This window comes from uncultured Desulfobulbus sp. (assembly GCF_963662935.2).
Lineage (GTDB): Bacteria > Desulfobacterota > Desulfobulbia > Desulfobulbales > Desulfobulbaceae > Desulfobulbus.
On the sequence record NZ_CAXXTL010000003.1, the window covers coordinates 385,957 to 405,045 of the forward strand.

General features: G+C 56.2%; 16 protein-coding genes. 8 read left to right on the forward strand and 8 right to left on the reverse strand.

Going from position 1 to position 19,089, the window contains the following annotated elements; all coding sequences use genetic code 11:
• The 3 genes from ACHZCX_RS20475 to ACHZCX_RS20485 all read right to left on the reverse strand — a co-directional run bounded on the left by ACHZCX_RS20475 (position 1) and on the right by ACHZCX_RS20485 (position 1,965).
• Complete coding sequence (locus tag ACHZCX_RS20475) at positions 1 to 510, reverse strand: nitroreductase family protein (protein WP_319589064.1); 510 nt, start codon at positions 508 to 510, stop codon at positions 1 to 3.
• An 89-nt stretch (positions 511 to 599) separates the two neighbouring features.
• A complete protein-coding gene (locus ACHZCX_RS20480; RefSeq protein ID WP_319589065.1) occupies positions 600 to 1,268 on the reverse strand; it encodes an NAD(P)H-dependent oxidoreductase in 669 nt (222 codons plus the stop codon).
• Positions 1,269 to 1,329: 61 nt separating this feature from the next.
• Complete coding sequence (locus ACHZCX_RS20485; protein WP_319589066.1) at positions 1,330 to 1,965, reverse strand: flavodoxin family protein; 636 nt, start codon at positions 1,963 to 1,965, stop codon at positions 1,330 to 1,332.
• A 150-nt stretch (positions 1,966 to 2,115) separates the two neighbouring features.
• On the opposite strand from ACHZCX_RS20485, the gene ACHZCX_RS20490 reads away from it, so the two are divergent.
• Positions 2,116 to 2,487: a helix-turn-helix domain-containing protein gene (locus ACHZCX_RS20490; protein WP_319589067.1), complete on the forward strand. Its 372-nt coding sequence runs from the start codon at positions 2,116 to 2,118 to the stop codon at positions 2,485 to 2,487.
• Between the two features lie 20 nt (positions 2,488 to 2,507).
• Here ACHZCX_RS20490 and ACHZCX_RS20495 read toward each other — a convergent pair whose 3' ends face one another.
• Positions 2,508 to 7,217, reverse strand: a complete 4,710-nt coding sequence (locus ACHZCX_RS20495; protein ID WP_319589068.1) for a PAS domain S-box protein — start codon at positions 7,215 to 7,217, stop codon at positions 2,508 to 2,510.
• 498 nt (positions 7,218 to 7,715) lie between these two features.
• Between ACHZCX_RS20495 and ACHZCX_RS20500 the strand changes: the two genes are divergently transcribed.
• On the forward strand, positions 7,716 to 8,081 hold the full coding sequence (locus tag ACHZCX_RS20500; protein WP_394708852.1) for a transposase: 366 nt from the start codon (positions 7,716 to 7,718) through the stop codon (positions 8,079 to 8,081).
• Here ACHZCX_RS20500 and ACHZCX_RS20505 read toward each other — a convergent pair.
• The 3 genes from ACHZCX_RS20505 to ACHZCX_RS20515 form a co-directional block, all read right to left on the reverse strand.
• Complete coding sequence (locus ACHZCX_RS20505; RefSeq protein ID WP_319589069.1) at positions 8,067 to 9,335, reverse strand: (Fe-S)-binding protein; 1,269 nt, start codon at positions 9,333 to 9,335, stop codon at positions 8,067 to 8,069. The genes ACHZCX_RS20500 and ACHZCX_RS20505 overlap by 15 nt on opposite strands.
• 139 nt (positions 9,336 to 9,474) lie before the next feature.
• Entirely contained in the window at positions 9,475 to 10,008 is a 534-nt protein-coding gene (locus tag ACHZCX_RS20510; RefSeq protein WP_319589070.1) for a rhodanese-like domain-containing protein, read from the reverse strand.
• 22 nt (positions 10,009 to 10,030) lie between these two features.
• Positions 10,031 to 10,513: a MauE/DoxX family redox-associated membrane protein gene (locus tag ACHZCX_RS20515; RefSeq protein ID WP_319589071.1), complete on the reverse strand. Its 483-nt coding sequence runs from the start codon at positions 10,511 to 10,513 to the stop codon at positions 10,031 to 10,033.
• A gap of 624 nt (positions 10,514 to 11,137) precedes the next feature.
• On the opposite strand from ACHZCX_RS20515, the gene ACHZCX_RS20520 reads away from it, so the two are divergent.
• Positions 11,138 to 11,332, forward strand: a complete 195-nt coding sequence (locus tag ACHZCX_RS20520; protein WP_319585256.1) for a hypothetical protein — start codon at positions 11,138 to 11,140, stop codon at positions 11,330 to 11,332.
• Between the two features lie 25 nt (positions 11,333 to 11,357).
• Here the strand turns inward: ACHZCX_RS20520 and ACHZCX_RS20525 are convergent, their stop codons facing one another.
• Positions 11,358 to 12,401 carry an IS110 family transposase gene (locus ACHZCX_RS20525; protein ID WP_319585255.1) on the reverse strand — a complete coding sequence of 348 codons (1,044 nt, stop codon included), beginning with the start codon at positions 12,399 to 12,401 and terminating at the stop codon, positions 11,358 to 11,360.
• A gap of 170 nt (positions 12,402 to 12,571) precedes the next feature.
• On the opposite strand from ACHZCX_RS20525, the gene ACHZCX_RS20530 reads away from it, so the two are divergent.
• From ACHZCX_RS20530 to nifB, 5 genes are all read left to right on the forward strand, one after another.
• Positions 12,572 to 13,621, forward strand: a complete 1,050-nt coding sequence (locus ACHZCX_RS20530) for a serine/threonine protein kinase (RefSeq protein ID WP_319589072.1) — start codon at positions 12,572 to 12,574, stop codon at positions 13,619 to 13,621.
• A 391-nt stretch (positions 13,622 to 14,012) separates the two neighbouring features.
• Positions 14,013 to 14,285: a hypothetical protein gene (locus ACHZCX_RS20535; RefSeq protein WP_319589073.1), complete on the forward strand. Its 273-nt coding sequence runs from the start codon at positions 14,013 to 14,015 to the stop codon at positions 14,283 to 14,285.
• Between the two features lie 490 nt (positions 14,286 to 14,775).
• Positions 14,776 to 16,134, forward strand: coding sequence for a nitrogenase iron-molybdenum cofactor biosynthesis protein NifE (gene nifE, locus ACHZCX_RS20540; protein WP_319589074.1), 1,359 nt, complete (start codon positions 14,776 to 14,778; stop codon positions 16,132 to 16,134).
• A 150-nt stretch (positions 16,135 to 16,284) separates the two neighbouring features.
• Positions 16,285 to 17,664: a nitrogenase component 1 gene (locus ACHZCX_RS20545; protein WP_319589075.1), complete on the forward strand. Its 1,380-nt coding sequence runs from the start codon at positions 16,285 to 16,287 to the stop codon at positions 17,662 to 17,664.
• Between the two features lie 39 nt (positions 17,665 to 17,703).
• Positions 17,704 to 18,981 (forward strand): nitrogenase cofactor biosynthesis protein NifB, encoded by a 1,278-nt coding sequence (gene nifB / locus ACHZCX_RS20550; protein WP_319589076.1) that lies wholly within the window; start codon positions 17,704 to 17,706, stop codon positions 18,979 to 18,981.
• Positions 18,982 to 19,089: the final 108 nt, after the last annotated feature.

The window sequence follows — 19,089 nt, forward strand, 5'->3', positions numbered from 1 at the left end:
CTACCAGGTGTCCCGATGGATCAGTTCCGGTTTAAACCGGTCGACCGATTGGAACGCGCCCGTCGGCCAGCCAACCGGAATCAGGGCGAACGGAACAATGTGGTCGGGGATGGCCAGCAGGTTGCGGAATCCGGCCATGCGATCCACAGCCGGATAGACACCCGCCCACACTGTTCCCAGGCCAAGATCCCTTGCAGCCAGGAGGGCGTTTTGAGTGGCGGCGCTGCAGTCCTGCACCCAAAAATCCGGCCAGGGTTTTCCGGTGGGGTCGCCGCAGATCAGGATGGCCACCGACGCGTGCAGCACCATCTTGCTGTAGGGGTGAAACGAGGGGATGGCGTCGAGTTTCGCCCGGTCCGAGATGATGATAAAATGCCAGGGCTGCTGGTTGCCCGCCGAAGGCGCCAGCATGGCTGCCTCAATAATGGCCATGATATGCTCTTCGGAAACCGGCCGGTCTTGAAACTTGCGGATGCTTCTACGAGTTTTAATCGCTTCGAGGAGTTCCATACTTTTCCTGAAAAAAGATATTGGATGAACTCACCGGGCGGCAAATTCCTGCACTCCATTGCCGCCCGGTGAAATATTTATAAGAGTCCCTAATAGCGGCCAACCTCAATCGGCGACTCCTCGGCAATCTGCGCCAGACGTTTCCCAAATCGTTCCAGCTCCAGTCTCCTTTGCTCATCCTGCATGTGCGCCGGGCCATAAACAATCTGCGGGGCCAAGACGTCAAAGCCGACGAATTGGAGCATACCTCGATGGATGGGCCTGAGAATCCCGTGCATGTCCCCGTTGAAGCCTCCTGATACATAGGCCTCCTCGGGACCTCCGGTGGTCAACGACAGGAAGGCGCGTTTACCCTGAAACACCCCCGACTCGTAAAACCTTCCGCCGCCGTAGGTGCGGCCCATGGCGAAAACCCGGTCCACCCATCCTTTGAGCACCGCCGGCAAGCCAAACCACCACAAGGGAAATTGCCAGATCATCAGGTCACACCATTCGACTTTGTACATTTCGGCCTCAAGCACATCGGAAAAACCATGCACCTCGGTGGCGTGGATCTCTTCGAGCTGCAACTTGAGGTAGTCCGGATCCTTGACGGTCCGGAAATTGGTGCGGTTGGAGACAGGATCAAAGGCCATGGCATGAAGGTCCGAGGTCTGCACCTCTGCTCCGGCATCAGTCAGCGTCCTGCATGCCATGGAAAACATCGCGTGGTTGAAACTCTTGGGTTCCGGATGCCAATACACAATGAATACTTTCAAGTTATTCTCCCTTTGTCGTGATGAACGGATCAACACAAGCTCATCATCCAACCGCAACCTCTCAGCGGATGAAATTCATATAGACCTTACCCTCTCTTTCCGGCGGTGCGATCGTTCCCTTGCCATTTTCGACCAGTTTCATCAGCCAAGCCATGTTTTTTCCCAAGGTCCGCATGATCTGTTTGCCCTCTTCATCCTGGGTCGCCTCACCCGGCCGGGTTCCATGGATGACGTTCCAGTAGTTGGACGATGGCAGCAGCATCTCCGAGTAGCAAAGAAAATTATTGAGTTGATTAAAGGTCGGTATACCCCCGGAACGCCGCACCGCCACCACCGACGCGCCCACTTTGTGCCGCAGCATTGAGCCATTGACGCCGGTCACGTAAAAGGCCCGGTCAAGAAACGATTTCATCGTGCCGGCAATGGCCGAGTAGTGGACCGGAGAACCAATGAGGATGCCGTCGGCCTCCTTCATGAGCTGAATCCACTCGTTGACCGGATCCTCGCTTTGAATACATTGCTCGTTTTTCTTTTTGACGCACTGACCGCAGGCCAGGCAGCCCCGGACCGCCTTATTGCCGACATGAATGATCTCGGTGGCTATCCCTTCCTTTTCCAGTTCATCGGTCACCATCTTGATGGCATGCCAGGTATTGCCATTTTTATTGGGACTGCCGTTAAATGCGACTACTTTCATGCGTGTTCTCCTGAGGTTGAGTGATGATGCAATGCAACTTCCCTTTCGCTGTCAATGCGCCTATAATGAACCATAGGACTCCTGGCGTCAATAACGCACTTTACAGGAACGTAGTACCCAATAACCAACGTAGTACCTTTTAGGAAACCCATGAACGCGCCCAAGAAAAACAGCAAATTGGATCAGGCAAGCACCGCCAGCCTGGTCTATCGAGAAAAAGAATACACCTGCGGTATCGACGTCACCCTGGCGGTGGTCGGTGGTAAATGGAAGGCTTCGATCCTCTGGCATCTGGCTCGGGAGACCATGCGCTTTTCCGAACTGCAGCGGCAATTTGCCGAAACCACTCGCAAAATGCTGACCCAGCAGTTACGAGAACTGGAGGCCGACGGCCTGGTCCATCGCGAGGTTTACCCGCAGGTGCCGCCCAAGGTGGAATATTCGCTGACTGAAAAAGGAAAAAGCATCTCCCCCATCCTGGAGCAGATGTGCGACTGGGGGCGGGAGTATTTAGGCCATTAAACGGCAGGACGAGCCACGGATCAGGGCGGGGAGTGAGCGGTGCCGACGTGGTTGTGGTCATTGGCGATCAATCCCGCCAACCGCGCATGCAAGGTGTCCAGGCGCTCAGCAAACGGCAGATCGCTGTTGGTTCTGACCGCGCAGTGGATCTCCTGGGCAATGTTTGCTAATTCGGCCAGGCCGCATTGGAGAAGAACTCCTTTCAAAGTATGCGCAGCGATTCCCAGGGCCGGGTAATCCTGGCGCTGGAGAGCCTCCCTCGCCCCGGCCAGGTAAACGATGATGCTCTTCCGGGCCGTACGCAGCAGCCCCTCAACTTGTTCTGGTTTTAACCCGGTGGTCGACCGCAGATATTCCGCCACCTGCGACGCGGTTATCGCCTCCGGGCAGGTGGTTCCCTGCGTGGATCGGCTTGTTTCAACCGTCACTGGAACGGGTTGCGGTGCAGGATTTTTCTCCCCCATCGCGACAAACAGCTCGGTCAGTTGCGAAGGATGGAAGGGCTTGGTGATATAGCTATCCATACCGGCCTTGAGGCACATCTCTTTGTCGCCCACCATGGCGTGGGCAGTCATGGCCACAATCGGCACATGGCCGTTTGCCAGTTTACGCTGAAGCGCTATCAGCAGTTCCGCCGGCAGGTCCGGGGACACCGGCCTGCACTCTTCAAGCGCCCTGATGATGGTGGTGGTGGTCAGGCCGTCCATGAGCGGCATTTGCACATCCATGAGAACGACATCGAAACTTTCCCGGGAAAGCAGGTGGAGTGCTTCCAATCCATTTTCCGCAGTGGTGACCCGATGCTCCTTCTCGAGCATCATGCGGGCGACGTCCCGGTTTACCTCGTTGTCATCCACCACCAGGATGTGCAGATTCCGCAGGCACTGCTCGGACGGCCTATCCGGCACAGGCAATTCCTCAGGCAGTTCCTCGGTCCACAGCGGGAGTTCGAGGATACAATGAAAAGTGCTCCCCAGGTTGACCTGACTCTCAACCCACAGTGTCCCCCCCATCAAGGCGGTCAGTTGACGGCTGATCGCCAGCCCCAGCCCGGAGCCTCCGTATCGGCGGGCATAGGAGCTGTCGACCTGTTCAAAACTCCGGAAAATCTCCTCAAGTTTATCCGGAGCAATGCCTATGCCGGTATCGGCAACGCTAAAATGCAGGGCGACGGTGCCATCCTGAGGCTGATCCTGTGCTGGCTTGACGCCGATGATGACCGAGCCGCTCGCTGTGAACTTGATGGCATTACCCACCAGGTTGAGCAAAATTTGCTTGATGCGCATCTCGTCGCCGACAAAGGCCGCCGGGAGTTCCCGGATCGCCACCTCAAGCTTGAGCCCCTTTTCACTCGCCGGTAACCGCACGGTGGCCGCGAGGGTTTCAAGAAGACGGGAGAGCTTGAACGGCCGGGCATCGAGCTGCAACTGCCCGGCTTCAATCTTGGAAAAATCGAGAATATCGTTGAGAAGGCCGAGCAGACTTTCCGCCGAGTGTTTGATAACCTGCAGGAAACGCTGCCGTTGTTCCCCTTCCTGGGATTCCATGGCCAAATGCGTCATGCCGAGAATCGCGTTCATCGGCGTGCGGATTTCATGACTCATATGGGCGAGGAATTGGCTTTTCGCCCGGCTGGCCGCTTCCGCCTTCTCGGCCCGTTTCCGTTCGCCAATGTCTTCGAGGATGCCGACGAATCCCAGCAATCGGTCATCGGCCTGAACACGCGTCGCGCACGCGTGGACCAACCGTTCCGTCCGGTTCGGGCAGACGATCCGAAACATCATATCATACTCCTGCTGGTCACCCGATACGAACCGGCGCCAACCAGTGTTCACCCTCGCCTGATCTTCCGGGTGAATGGCCTTGACCCAATTGTTGCCCAATGCCTGGTTCGGCGCACAAGTGAGCACCCGGCGGGCCGCTTCGTTGTCATAGACAATTCGTCCGGTTGGATCGGCCATAAAGAGACCAATGGGGCAAAAATCAGCGATGGTCCGCGCCCGCACCTCGCTTTCGCGCAGTGCCTCTTCCATCTGTTTGCGCTCGGTAATATCATTACCCAGGCTGGCAATGGCGATAATCTGGCCGTGTTCGTCACGCAGCACCGTATTGCACCAGACAATCAGCCGGCGCTCGCCCTGCCTGGTGACGATTTCATTTTCAAAGTAAGCAGGTATGGTTCCCTGCCTGATAGCGGTCGTGAAGATCGCCCCGACGTGCTCAGAGATATCCTTGGGCAAAAAATACTTGAACCAATTCTGCCCGAGCACCTCCATTCGGTGCCAGCCGGTCAATTCAAGCGCAAAATCGTTGCAAAACATGACATTCCCGTGCACGTCAAGCATGAGGGCGACCTGCCTAACAGTGGAGAGCATCTCGCGAAAGCGTCGTTCCGATTCCAGCAATGTGAACTCGGCCCGTTTGCGTTCGGTGACATCAACGACAACACCCTGAAAATAGGTGATGTTGCCGTTACAGTCCCGTTCCACACAGGTATGGTCTTCCGTCCAACGTACTCGCCCATCCTTGGTGACGATGCGGTATTCCTGGCGAAAATTGTCGACCCCGCTCGCAGAGTATTCCTGCACTTCACGGCGCACCCTCTCCAGATCGCCGGGGTGGATGAGGGAAGCATAGAGAATCGACCCGCTCAGCAATTCCTCGGGCTGATAGCCAAATTGTTTCACATTCTCCGAAACAAGTTCAACCGGCCACTGTTCCGTCGCCCGCCAGCGGAACAGGACAGCCGGGCTATTTTCGATGATCAATTGATTTTGCTGCAGTCGTTCTTCCGTCCGTTTCCGTTCGGTGATATCCCGGGCAAAGGCACAGCTCACCGTTTGCTGACCAAACTCGACCAGCGAAGCCCGCACTTCCACCGGGTAGAGCGACCCGCTCTTGGTCCGGTGGTAGGTCTCTAGAATCCTGTTGTTCCTTGGCTGCAGCACGAGTTGCGACTCCCGTAGCAGCTCTTCGGTAAAAAATGGATCGATATCGAAGAGCGACATTGTGAGCAACTCTTCCCGCGTATACCCCAAGGCATGGCACGCCTGATCGTTGACATACAAGAACCGGGCATCTTCCGTAATCCAATACGCTTCATCGGCCGAACTATCGACAACGAACTGGGTGAGGCGCAGCTCTTCCTCCATTTTCTTGCGCTCGGTGATGTCGCGGCAAATAGACATCATCGCCGGTTGCCCATCCCAGGTGATCCGTTGCACGCTCACCTCGGTAGCGATGGGTGAGCCATCCTTACATTGATGCACAGTTTCAAACGTGTGGGCACCCTTCTCCATCAACCGCTGGATTCGTTCCGGCACATGGTGCGCTTCTTCAGGAGAGTCCACTTGATTGACCGTCATGGCCATCAGTTCTGCACGGGAATAACCAAGTCGTTCGCAGGACTGAGGATTGACCTCCAGAATCCGTCCTTGCACATCGCAAATAAAAATCGCATCCTTGGCGCTGTCAAAGAGCAGCCGATATTTTTCCTCGCTCTGCCGCAGGGCCTCTTCAACCTGCTTACGCTCACTGAGGTCGATCCCCACCCCCAGGAGATATTCCTGCCCCAAAAATACTACTCTGGTCCCATTTAAGAGAAACGGGATAGTCTGTCCGTCTTTGGTCAACAAAGGTGCCTCGATGGCGCTTTGGCCTTGGTCCATGACCACTGCTACGGCATCGGCGACGGCTGCTTTGACCTGCGGCTGGAACCAATCCAAAATTGGACGATCCTTGATCTCACCGGGGCCAAATCCTAAAAGAGTTTCATGATTTGTATTCCAACGAACAAGGCGCAGCTCAGGGTAAGTGTACAAGTAAAAAATACCCGGCAAGCTGCCCAACAACGTTTCCACCAGCATTTGTTCGCGATGCAACGCCTCGTCGGCCTGTTTGCGCGCGGTAATGTCGCGGATTATCCCTAGAGTGTGCCAGGTGTCTCGAAAGGGGAGGGCTGAAAGCGATAATTCAATGGAAATTTCATGGCCATCCTTATAACAGGCTTCCAGTTCAATGGTTGCGTTGATGGCCGCCCCCTGCCCTGTTGCCTGAAAGTTGGCAAAGGCCGCCTCATGTCGTGCAACATATCTCTGGGGAGCTATGAGCCTATGCAAATTGGCTCCGATTGCCTCATCTTTCGTATATCCAAAAATCTGTTCCGCAGCGGGATTCCAATAAGAAACACAACCGGCATGATCCATGATGATGATGGCGTCCTTGGCCGATTCGGTAAGAGCGCGCAGCTGAGCCTCACTCTGCCGCAATGCCTCCGCTATCCGTTGGCGTTCGGTAATGTCCTTGAAAATACAGTGGGTCTGTTGAAATTGCCCCGCCGAATCCTTGCCGATCTTGCCGTCAAAAGAGACAAAAAGGGCAGTGCCATCCTTTCTGACCATTTCGAATTCGATGCCGTTAACCTCTCCCCTCTCCTTAAATACCTGAAAATTCTCCCTGAATTTTTCGTGCCAGGATGGGTGCAGGAACTCAATGATTTCCTTACCGATAACTTCATCCCTGGAATAGCCGAGGATCGCCTGCCAGGTCTGATTGACTAGGATAATCCTGCCGTTTTCGTCAAGAGACTGGTATCCGAGGGGCGCACAGTCAAAGAGTTGCTTCAGCTGATCGTAGCCCTTCCGCAATTGTGATTCCCGAGCTTCCAATTGAGCAACCCGTTTTTTAAGGGCATCCAATTCCAAAGAATCAGGATGTCTCTGCTGGTCCATGAATGACTCCCCCGCAAATCTGTGGCGTTGAGGTGTACGTGTCTTTGAATGGGTTTGGAGAAGGAAGGCCTCTCACAAGAGATTATCTGATTTTTCTTTGTTTGTGTACCGAATGTTAAGAAAGAATCTCACTCAAAAAAAAATAATGAAGTGGACGAATGAGAAGCCGCTTCGCTTCGCCAAACCTCTGAGAGGCTGGCATAGCATTTTAAATGCTTTTCCTTTGTTCTTTCCCCGATGACGGAGGTTCCAGCTCCAGATTGCTTTCTTCGGATTCCAATTTGCATTCAAGATGAAACTTACGATCCGTCATTTCGACCATAGGGAGAAATCTCGAGATTCCTCATATGCGTTCAGAATGACAAAGAACGGAGAGTCGCAATGCGAAGCACACTAGAGAAAAAGGACATCATCAATGCAAATGCGAATGAGGATGTTTCGCTAGTGTAACGTGCGGTTAATTGGGCATATTTATCAACTTATGTGTTATAGTGCGTCATGCCACGCACACATGAAAACTACACAATTATTGAAGACGAGCAGCGGAGCCTCGAAGCCCTGCTGCGTTCACCTAAAACAGCGCAAAGCCTTGTATTCCGTGCGGAGATCATCCTGCTGACGGCTTCTGGAAAGACAGTTGAGCAAGTGGCAAGCCAGCTTGGGACCACTGCACTTACTGTCTACCGCTGGAGGAAGCGATTCAAAGACCAAGGCCTCACGGGCCTTCAGGATCGTTTTCGAAGTGGTCAGCCCAAGAAGGCGGAGGTGACGGGTTTGTGGATGCAACCCAATGGGGTACACGGGGGGATGAATGCTACTCCCTCAACATTATTGGCAGTTGGGATGAGATCATGCCATTGCTGACCGCATCCTTCGTTGCAGCCGATGCTTCAGCAGCAAGCGATTCCAATAGGTGAAGGGCGGCCGTGCCGCCAATTCTTTGCCGCGCAGTGGTTCATCCGCCCGGAAGAGGAGATCGACGTTGTGAACGGTGGGGGTCACACGATTCAGCGTGGCTGTGCAGCCGCTGCAATAGGTGATGAGTAGCCGTAGTTTCGCCTCCAGTACCCGACGATTCGCCCATTCTTTGCTCAAACGCTGGTTGACGAAGGACACCGCGCCGCCCTCGCCGCAGCACATCGCCTGTTTTCCATGATGGGGCATTTCGACAACGGTATGCCCCAGATCCGATAACAGCCCCCGGACAGCGGCCTGGACCTGATGGTCGTCACGCAGGGGGCAGGGATCATGGACGCTGACCTCCAGCCCCCTCGTGGATAAACCTTCTCGCCCTTTTCCGCTTGCATGCAGGATATCGTAGACCGTTTGCACGGCAAGGCCGTCTCCGTATTGACGAAAAATCTTAGTGCAGTTGGGACAGGCAGTCACCACGGTGCGGACGCCGTGCCGGGAAAGAAAGCCGGCCACATTGCCGAAAGCTGCATGAAAATGTGCCTCCCGCCCTAAGTCGTGGGACGGCTTGGTACAGCAGTCCAGGACAATACCGAGCGCCGGTATGGACTGACAGAGCTGTTGATACATCTTCATCGTCACCGCAGGCCGAGTGCCGGGCAGCGCGCAACCCGGGAAAAACACTGTATTGCACCCTTGCGGCAGACCGTGCCACGAAAAGATGGGGGAGGTCCCACGCTGCTCATAAGCGGTCAGCAGTTGATAAGGTCTGCCGTCAAAGGACCCCTCGGCAACATGGCAACGGCGGATCTCAAGAAACAGCCGGCACGGGTCGAGCTTTTCCGGGCAAACCGCTGTACACAGGCCGCAGAGGCTGCATTCGTAGGCAAGGGTGCGGTGGGCGGGATCGCTGAAATCCCAGCCGGATGCAATCGACTTGGGCGTGCCGTACTGCCCCAGAAAAGCGCAGGACTTGACACAGGCGCCACACTCAGTGCAGGCCTGCTGCAGATTCTGCTGCATCGTACGCACCATTGCCGCATTCCCATTCAGCAGTGGTGCAGATCGTTGCTGATGTTCTTTGCCCTGACGGTCTAGATCCCGACGCCCTTGCAGCAGGCGGCAGAACCAGCGAAGGGTGAGTGTGAACCTATTGGCCGATCCCGTCATTGCAGCCCGAATGGAAAAACGTTTTCGACAGGTCACAACGCTCGCACAAGACAGTAGGAAAAGCAGGCGCAGGCAGAGCGGGGGACAGGAGGGGGCGGAGACAAAACGGGGAAGGGTTTGAGAACAAACTGTCACCGGGGAAAGCAAGCCCTTCCCCGGCGGCAAGCGATGAGGATCATTTTTCGGAATCGACCGGGTACTCCGCGCCTTTCCAGGCAAAAATGCCGCCCGGATGGCGAGCCACATTGGTGTAGCCGAGTTTTTTTGCCCAAAGGGCGCCGTTGTGGCTACGGGTGCATTTAACAAAACCGCAATAGATGACGATCAATTTGTTCTTATCGGGACCGAGCAGTTTTTGAAAGTCTTCCACGCTTTTGCCGCCGGTTTCCTTGCTGTCCCATTCTTTCATCTCCGGGATGGGAAAAAGAAACTGCTTGGCGCCGGGAATATGCATTTTCTTGTAGGAATCTTCAAAGGACATGGTGTCGATGACCAGCATGTCCGTGTTGGCGTCGATCTTCGCCTTCAACTCCTCGGTGGTTACGATGCCATACCCGCCTTGCTGTACTTCCCGGACAAGCTTGACAGCTTCCTGCTCCTTGACCACCTCTTCCTTGAACTTATCGGTGCCGAAACCGAAGGCCGAAACAGTGCTGCCCAACAGGAACAAACTCACCACCAGCCCATGAACCATCCCTTTTTTCCGCATCCTTCTTCTCCTTGATTTCCATTTATTGTTTCAGGCGACCGGTCCGCCATCGGACCAGGTCGCGACGCCAGTAAACAAACAACACCGCCGCCATCATCACCGCATCCCTTACCAAGGCAACCCTGAGGCTCTTGTAGGCCTGCTCCGGATCTTCAGGCCCGAAGCAGCCGCAGTCGATATCCAACCCCAGATGTATGCCGTAGAGGAGAACAGCCATGAACAGGATCAGCATCCCGGCGATGAGCGCTAGACTGCCCCGTACCGCCAAAAAAATACCCGTCCCGGCAACCACTTCCAGGGCAGGCAGGAGGAGCGCTGCCGGAACAACCAATCCCTCGGGCAGGAGTCCGAAACCGGCGATCACCGTGGCAAATCTCGCTGGATCAGCAAGTTTCACCAGCCCGGAGTAGAGGAAGATGCCGGCAAGCGCCCAGCGGATGCCCCGTTCCACGGTGGCAAGAGCCAGGAAGCGGTGCATTCGTGCCTTGAGACTGCCCACGCCCATCGTTATTCCCCTTGCCTCCCGACAGCAACCGCACAGTCATTTTCCCTTAAAGTACCGGCAATACACTCAAGTTCTCCTTCAAAGTCAAATAGGTAATTTGGATGAAATTTGACTTTTGTATCGAGATTAACGTTCTTCTTGATCTAAGTGATCAAGAGCCCTGCCGGGGAGAAGGACACAACGATACGTTACACCTTTTATGGGCAAAGCGTGGTAGAGTGTCTGCTTGGAAATGACCGAACCCTTAGAAGGCCCCCGGTTGTCAACGGATAAAGGTATCCGGGAGCGATGAACTTATCACTCTGTGGTCGGTACAATCCGACCAATTGCCCGATGAAGCGCGCCCTGACTTGGGTTTCATATTCGACGACAGAGTGACTCTGCGCCAAACACTTATCGAGGATCAACCACTTTGCCAGTTAAGACGATGCTGGCAAGAGCAACGAGCGAATGGAACCCGGTCGAGAATGGGCCACTCTCTTGCTCGTCGGAGACCGGGTTCCATTCGCGGGCTCGCCGGGAACGAAGGCCGGGTGATTGCGGCAAGGATTTTGTTGTCGCGTCCTAGAAACAATCGCGTACCCTCGTGCCGTCCCATTCAAAACGGCTTGGTCATGCGGCGGCATGCCAGAGTTAGAGCCGGGCTCGGGTGAGGGGCAGAACCACATCAACAAGCAGATGTTCAACGAGCGGGACGGACGGCCAATCAAGCCTTCTGGCTGCGGTGCAACCGGCAGACCATGGCCCATAATGCTGACGGCAGACGGAGGATATGCTCCGGAGGGCCATGCGGATATGCTCGAAAAAAGCTCCAGTTAGGTGTCGGGCTCGCCCGTCCCCTCGATTAGACGGCCAGGAACGTATGCATGTTGAACCCCTGCCGGTTTTTCAGCATGAAATAGACCGCTCGGCCGAGCTTGTGCGCCAGGATGGAAAGCGCCTTGCCTTTGCCGTGTTTCCGCACCAGCTTGTCGTGGAATTGCCGGCCCGGTTCGTTGCTTTTGAGGAACAGTTGCGCAGCCAAGGAAAAGGCCCAGCGGAGATGGGCGTTGCCGATCTTCTTGCCGCCACTGCCGTATTTCTTGCCGTTGGATTCCTTGGAGCAGGTGACCAGGCGGCAATAGGAGGCGAAATCCTGAACCCTGGGAAAGCGGCTGATGTCCTCGATCTCATAGAGCAGATTGAGGGCATTGATCCGGCCCACGCCGGGGATGCTCTTCAAGAGGGCATAAGCAGTCGGGTCATGCTCCTTTGCGTGGGCAATGATGTCCTGTTCGAGGACGGCCAACACCCGGTCATAGGCGTCGATCATGTCGAGATTGGCGGCCATGGACATGCACACCGAGGGATCGTCGAACCGATCCAGCAAGCCTTCCCGGTTTTGCGGTTTGGCGATCCGGCCCAGAGGCACCTGCAGGTTGTACTGGCTGGCGGTATTCTGGGTGTGGGCAAAGAGCTCGGCCCGCTTGCGCATGAGATGGTTGCGCCGGCGCATCAGGTCCCGAGTGGCACGCATCCGCTGGGGATACACGTAGGCCATGGGAATGAGGCCGCCCCTGAGCAAGGCAGCGATCTTCTGGGAGTCAATCTTGTCGTTCTTGCTTTTGCCGCCGTGGATGGCTCGCATGTAGAGCGCATGACCGAGGATAAAGGGGATGTTTTCCGTGGCGCAGAGATCGGCCAGCCAGTACCAGGAGAACATGCACTCGGCGCACACCACCAGATCATCCCGATAGGGGGCGATGGTTTTGAGGAAGGTTTCCGGCTCGGTCTTGATGTTGCGATGGAGCAGGATGTCCCCTTCCTGGCTGAGGATGCACAGGTACATTTTGTTGGTGTGCAGGTCGATTCCACAGTAATGCTTGTGTTGCTTGGTGTACAATCGCATGAGAAGGCCTCCTTGCTAAGGGTTGCTGATACCCCCATTATAGCGGAATAGTCCGCCGGGTGCTCAGGGGGCCTTCTCTAGTATCATGCCGGTGGTGCGTATGCTGTCAACAACCAGTGCCGGGGCTGAGCACGTCCATTGCTTTCCTTTTTCAGGAACGCGTTTGCCGGATGAAACAGAGTGACGACAATCAGGGAGAAAAATCGTTTATGGATACTTTGGACCTCAAGAATAAAGGTTCGGCTTTAAACAGGCTGACGCCAGAGAGTATCCTGCAGCACGTCGAATCGGCGCTGGGCCGTGCCTGTACCAATCTCTGCCGGCCCTATAACAGTTATATCAATCGCGTTTACGAGCTGGAAGATAGGGACGGCAACGGCATGGTCGTCAAATTCTATCGACCCGGACGCTGGTCGCGGCAGGCCTTGCAGGATGAGCATGATTTTCTGCTGGAATTGGCAGCGGAAGAAATTCCGGTCATTGCCCCGCTCACCCTGAAGAATGGCGGCACGCTCGGGCAATATGAAGACATGTACTTTGCCGTTTTCCCGCGCAAAGGAGGGCGATGTGTCGATGAATTTACTGATGACCAATGGTTGGCGTTCGGAACCCTGCTCGGGCGCACGCACATGGTGGGGGCACGAAAGTTGCCCCAGGACAGGGCCCGCATGCACCCGGCGGTGACAACGGCGAACCAGGTGGAATTCATCCGCACAAGCGGTCTGGTTCCCAATGACCTGATGGGGTCGTATACCCAGATTACCACCAGAATAATCAAAGAAATCGAACCCCTTTTTGCCCACAGCGAATCTATTCGAATTCATGGTGATTGCCACTCGAGCAACCTCATCTATCGTCCGGGAGAGTCGTTTTTCCTGATCGATTTTGACGATATGGCCATTGGTCCCCCGGTCCAGGATTTCTGGATGCTCCTGCCGGGCCCCCTGGATGAATCTTTTGTTGCGGTGGATTTGCTGCTCGAGGGATATGAGACCTTTAGGCAGTTTGATCGCAGCAGCCTTCGCCTGATCGAACCCCTCCGGGCCATGCGCTTTATCCACTATTCGGCCTGGTGTGCGCATCAGGTGGTCGAGGATGGAGCCACCACTGTGGTGCCCGATTTCGGCTCACGCCAATACTGGCAGTCAGAGATTGATGATCTCGCTGATCAGTTGGAGCGAATCAGAGAAGGCGATCGTCCTATCGGCAATATGCTATAGTGAATAGAGGGAAACCATAGCAAAACATCGTTTTTTGGCGCTTGCGTGCCCGATTTTAACTGATACTGCAGACATTCGGCGCAGGCTATTTTGTCTGCTAAAGGCAACGCCCACCTCTTCATTGAAGGTACAGACCCTATTGCACCCCACTTGCAACAATGCATTGTAACTTACTGATTTTACGTGACAATACGACCATAACTGAACAGATTTCTCAAAAAATCCTTTCGCTAACCGTTCGGATCAATTACATTTTACCTCGACCTGACATCGCCCCATCCGTCGGCTCACTCTCGAAGAGGCCCAATCAGTTCAAAGCCTACAAACCGCGAGCGAGCAATGCCGGGTTGAGGGCTCTAAGTACCACCAATCACGATAAGGAGAACAAACCATGAAAAAAATATGTACGTTATTTGTGTATGCAGTTGTTGCCATCGCCTTAACCGGTTGCGGGGCGGCCACAATCGCCCCCAACTACTCTTCAACCAACCCCGACCTGATGCGCATCGGCGGAGAAGCCCCGGGCAACAAAGAACCGGAAACCATCAATATGGGGTCCTATTGCCTCCAGGTGCTCGACAAATGGAAAACCGACGGCAAAACCCCTGATGGTCAGATGATCTGGACCAAAGATAGTTTTCGCAAGGTGATTCCTTGCCGGTAAATTTCACCTCGCAGACACAGGGTTTCATCGCTTTTTCGGGCTCTCTTCCGGAACTCTGAGATGTAGCATTGAGGAGCCCTGCCCCAGTAGTCTTCATGAGAAGCAGGGCTTGATTCACCCCGAAAAAAAGCGGTTAGAGCCATTTGGCTCTAACCGCTTTTTTTGTTGCTCAGCCTCCGCACCGCCTCCTTTTCACACCCAGCCTGATGTTGATCCTTAACGGGACTGGCCGCGACAACCGCTTTGCCGTTCAAGCAAGAGGGACCAGCTCGACATTCCCGGATCTCCGGCGCCGTCACCTTCCAACAAAATTGTCACACCCATTCATAATTGTTCAACTATCGACAAAAAACCTTCTTTACCCCAACCTCCACCGACCGAACACCTATACAGCAACTTAATGATATAAAACATAAAATATATAAAAACCCGCCTGGCATGCGTCTTGCCCTAAGGGAGGCAAGGCATACATCATTCAAAGGGGGCGGCCATGGAAGCACTTGCATTGAAGGACCGGGAAAATCAGATATTCGTCAAGGGTGAATCCACCTTTGACATCGTCTGCAATAAGGACAGCCTGGCCGGCGCAGTCAGTCAGCGGGCCTGCGTGTTCTGCGGCTCGCGGGTGGTGCTCTACCCGATTGCCGACGCCGTTCATCTGGTGCACGGCCCTATCGGCTGCGCCGTCTACACCTGGGACATCCGCGGCGCGCTCAGCTCCGGGCCGGAACTGCACCGCCTCTCCTTTTCCACCGACCTCCAGGAAACCGACGTCATCTTCGGCGGCGAGAAAAAACTGACCGCCGCCCTGCGCGAGTTGATCGAGCGCCACGAACCCAAGGCCGCCTTTGTCTACTCGACTTGCATCGTCGGCATCATCGGCGACGACCTGGAAGCAGTCTGCCGAACGATAGAAGCCGAGTACAAAATTCCGGTGATTCCGGTCAAGTCCGAAGGCTTCAAGGGCAACAAGCGGGCGGGCTACCAGGCCGCCTGCGACGCCCTTTTCCGCCTGATCGGCAATGGCGACACCACGGGCATCTCCAAATATTCCCTCAACATCCTCGGCGACTTCAATCTCGCCGGCGAGATCTGGATGATCCGCGAATACTACGAGCGGATGGGCATCCAGGTGGTGGCCAACATCACCGGCGATGGCCGGGTGGCAGACATCCAGCGTGCCCACGGCGCCGCCCTCAATGTGGTTCAGTGCTCGGGATCGACCATGCAGCTGGCCAACATGATGGAAGAAAAATACGGCATCCCCTCGATCCGGGTCTCCTATTTCGGCATCGAGGACATGGCCGAGGCCCTCTACGACATTGCCCGCTTCTTCAAGGATCCGGAGATGATGGAGCGTACCAAGAAAATCGTCGAAGGCGAGGTCAAAACCCTGGCCGTAGCCCTGGAGCCCTATCGCAAGGCCCTGGCCGGCAAGAAGGCGGCCATCTACGTCGGCGGCTCGTTCAAGGCCTTTTCCCTGGTCAAGGCTTTCCGCTTGATCGACATGCAGGTGGTCATGGTCGGCTCGCAGACCGGCACCAAGGAAGATTACGAGGAACTGGCCGCGATCACCGATCCCGGCACCATCATTGTCGACGATTCCAACCCGCTGGAGCTGACCTCCTTTCTCACCGAAAAAGAGGTAGACATCTTCGTTGGCGGGGTCAAGGAACGGCCCATTGCCTACAAATTGGGCATCGGCTTCTGCGACCACAACCATGAACGCAAAGAGGCCCTGGCCGGATTCGAGGGCATGCTCAATTTTGCCCGCGAGGTCTACTCCTCGGTGATGAGCCCGGTCTGGCAGTTCGTGCCGCGCAAGAAAAGCGCCGAGCACAGCGGCTGAAAGATCGACAGAGCGCCAAATTGTTTTTGCACTGATACTCCCCGGCTTGTCATTTCGACCGCAGGGAGAAATCCCCGGACGAGCAAGGAAAGAGACCTCTCCCGCTGGTCGAGATGACAGCGCAAAGTATATGAGACCAAGGAAAACGCCATGAGCACGAATCCACCTACATTCAAAAAGCCCAAGAAACCCAACTACATTTCAACCACCAACGCCTGCAAGCTGTGCACGCCGCTCGGCGCCTGCCTGGCCTTCAAAGGCATTGAAGGCGCAGTGCCCTATCTGCACGGCTCCCAGGGCTGCGCCACCTATATGCGGCGCTACATCATCAGCCATTACAACGAGCCGATCGACATCGCCTCCTCCTCGCTCTCCGAGAAGCACGCGGTCTACGGCGGCGGCCCCAACCTCAAGCTCGGCCTGACCAATGTGGCCGCCAAGTACCGGCCTCAGCTGATCGGCATCGCCACCACCTGCCTGACCGAAACCATCGGCGACGACGTCAAGATGTACCTGCACCAGTACGCCGAGGACACCAAGGGCTCGGTGGGTTTGCCCACCTTTGTCAACGTCTCCACCCCCAGCTATTCGGGCACCCACATGGAGGGCTTCCACGCCGCCATCCGTGAGGTCGTGACTCAGTTGAGCGAGGGCGGACCACGCAACGATGTCGTCAATCTCCTGCCCGGTTTCGTCAGCTCGGCCGATTACCGGTTGCTCGCTGAAACCATGACCGACTTCGGCCTGGGCTGCACCCTGCTGCCCGATCTCTCCGAGACCATGGACGGCCCGGCCCTGCTCGAATACGAAAAAATCCAGGGCGGCGGCACCCCGATAGCGGCGATCAAAGCCATGGGCCAGTCCCAGGCGACCATTGAATTTGGCCCGACCCTGGCCGCAACCGGCGGCACGGTCCTGGCGGAAAAATTCAGCGTGCCGTATCACCGGATCGGCATGCCGGTGGGCATCCGGGAAACCGACGCCTTTTTCAGCCTGCTAGAGACCATCAGCGGCCGCCCGACCCCGGAAAAATACGCCAAACAGCGCGGCCGTCTGGTCGACGCCTATGTTGACGGCCACAAGTACATCTTCGGCAAACGGGCCATCCTCTACGGCGAGGAAGATCTGCTGGTGGGCATGTGCTCCTTCCTCGCCGAGATCGGCGTCCAGCCGGTGCTCTGCGCCTCGGGCGGCACCTCGGGCAAGCTGAAAGCCGCGATTGCGGCCGCTACCGGTGATACCCTGCTCGAACAGCCGCAGGTCTTCGAGGGCATGGATTTCTTCGAGATCAGCGAGATGGCGGAACAGCTCGACCTCGATCTGGTAGTCGGTCATTCCAAGGGCTACCCGCTGGCGAAAAAATTGAACATCCCGCTCATCCGGGTGGGCTTCCCCATCCATGACCGGGTCGGCGGCCAACGCATTCTCCATCTCGGGTATGCCGGCGCGCAACACCTGTTCGATCTGGTCGCCAATGCGATGATCGAGAAAAAACAGGACGATTCCCCGGTCGGCTATTTCTACATGTAATGACAACGGTCACTTTCCCCGTAATAAAGGAGCCCCGTTATGCTTAACGAAAAAGATTTCAATCGCCACCCCTGCTTCAACGTCAAAGCCAAAGGCCAGTACGGCCGGGTGCATCTGCCAGTTGCCCCGAAATGCAACATCCAGTGCAACTACTGCAACCGCAAGTACGACTGCGTCAACGAGTCGCGGCCCGGCGTCACCTCGACCCTGCTCAGCCCCGATCAGGCCCTGGTTTACATGGGCAAGGTGCTGGAAAAGGAACCGCGCATCTCGGTGGCCGGCATCGCCGGTCCGGGCGACCCCTTTGCCAACGCCGAGGAGACCCTGGAGACCATGCGCCTGATCCGCAAAGAGTACCCGGACACCATTCTCTGCCTCTCCTCCAACGGCATGAATGTGGCGCCGCATGTGCCGGAGCTGGCCGAGATCGGCGTTTCTCATGTGACCATCACCATCAACGCTGTCGATCCGGAGATCTCCCAGCACATCTATGCCTGGGTGCGGGACGGCAAGGTGCTGTATCGCGGCCGCCAAGGCGCGGAGCTGCTGCTCGCCCGTCAGTTGCAGGCGATTTCCCTGTTGAAGCAGCACGGGATCACGGTCAAGGTCAACACCATCGTCATTCCGGGGATCAACGATCACCACATCCCGGTGCTGGCCGCGAGCATGAAGGAACTGGGCGTGGATCTGCTCAACTGCATGGCCATGTTCCCCAATGCGGACACAGCCTTTGAAAATATTGCCGAGCCTTCCAAGGAGCATATGGACACACTCCGCAACCAGGCCGAGCAGTTCCTGCCGCAGATGCGCCACTGCACCCGTTGCCGGGCCGATGCAGTCGGCCTGCTTGACAACGACCGCACAGACGAGATGCGCGGCTGCCTCAGCGCCTGTGCCCAATTACCCAAACCGGAAGAAACCGTTCGCCCCTATGTCGCGGTCGCGACCCTGGAGGGAGTGCTGGTCAACCAGCATCTGGGTGAGGCGACCCGGTTTCAGATCTGGGCCGAGGACGGTCAGGGCGGCTACCATCACGTCGAGGACCGCCAGGCCCCGCCCGCCGGCGGAGGCAGCCAGCGCTGGCTCAACATTAGCCGCATCCTGAGCGACTGCCGGGCCATCCTGGTCAATGATCTCGGCGACTCGCCCAAGGAAATGTTGAAGAAGCGAGGCGTGCTCCCGGTGACCATGGTCGGCTTTATCGAGCGCGGCCTGGAGGCGGTCTACACCGGCAAGGGACTCTCCAGTCTGCAGGGACGGATGCGCAAATGTTCGTCCAAAGGCGCTTGTGCCGGCGGTGGGAACGGGTGCGGCTGATCGATCCCCCTCGGTCACCACACCTCCCAACGCTCGGGGCACAGGGTTTCGGGCCGGATTGCTCCCGGCCCGGTGGACTTGTGCCCCTTTTTTTTCTTCGATCAAACC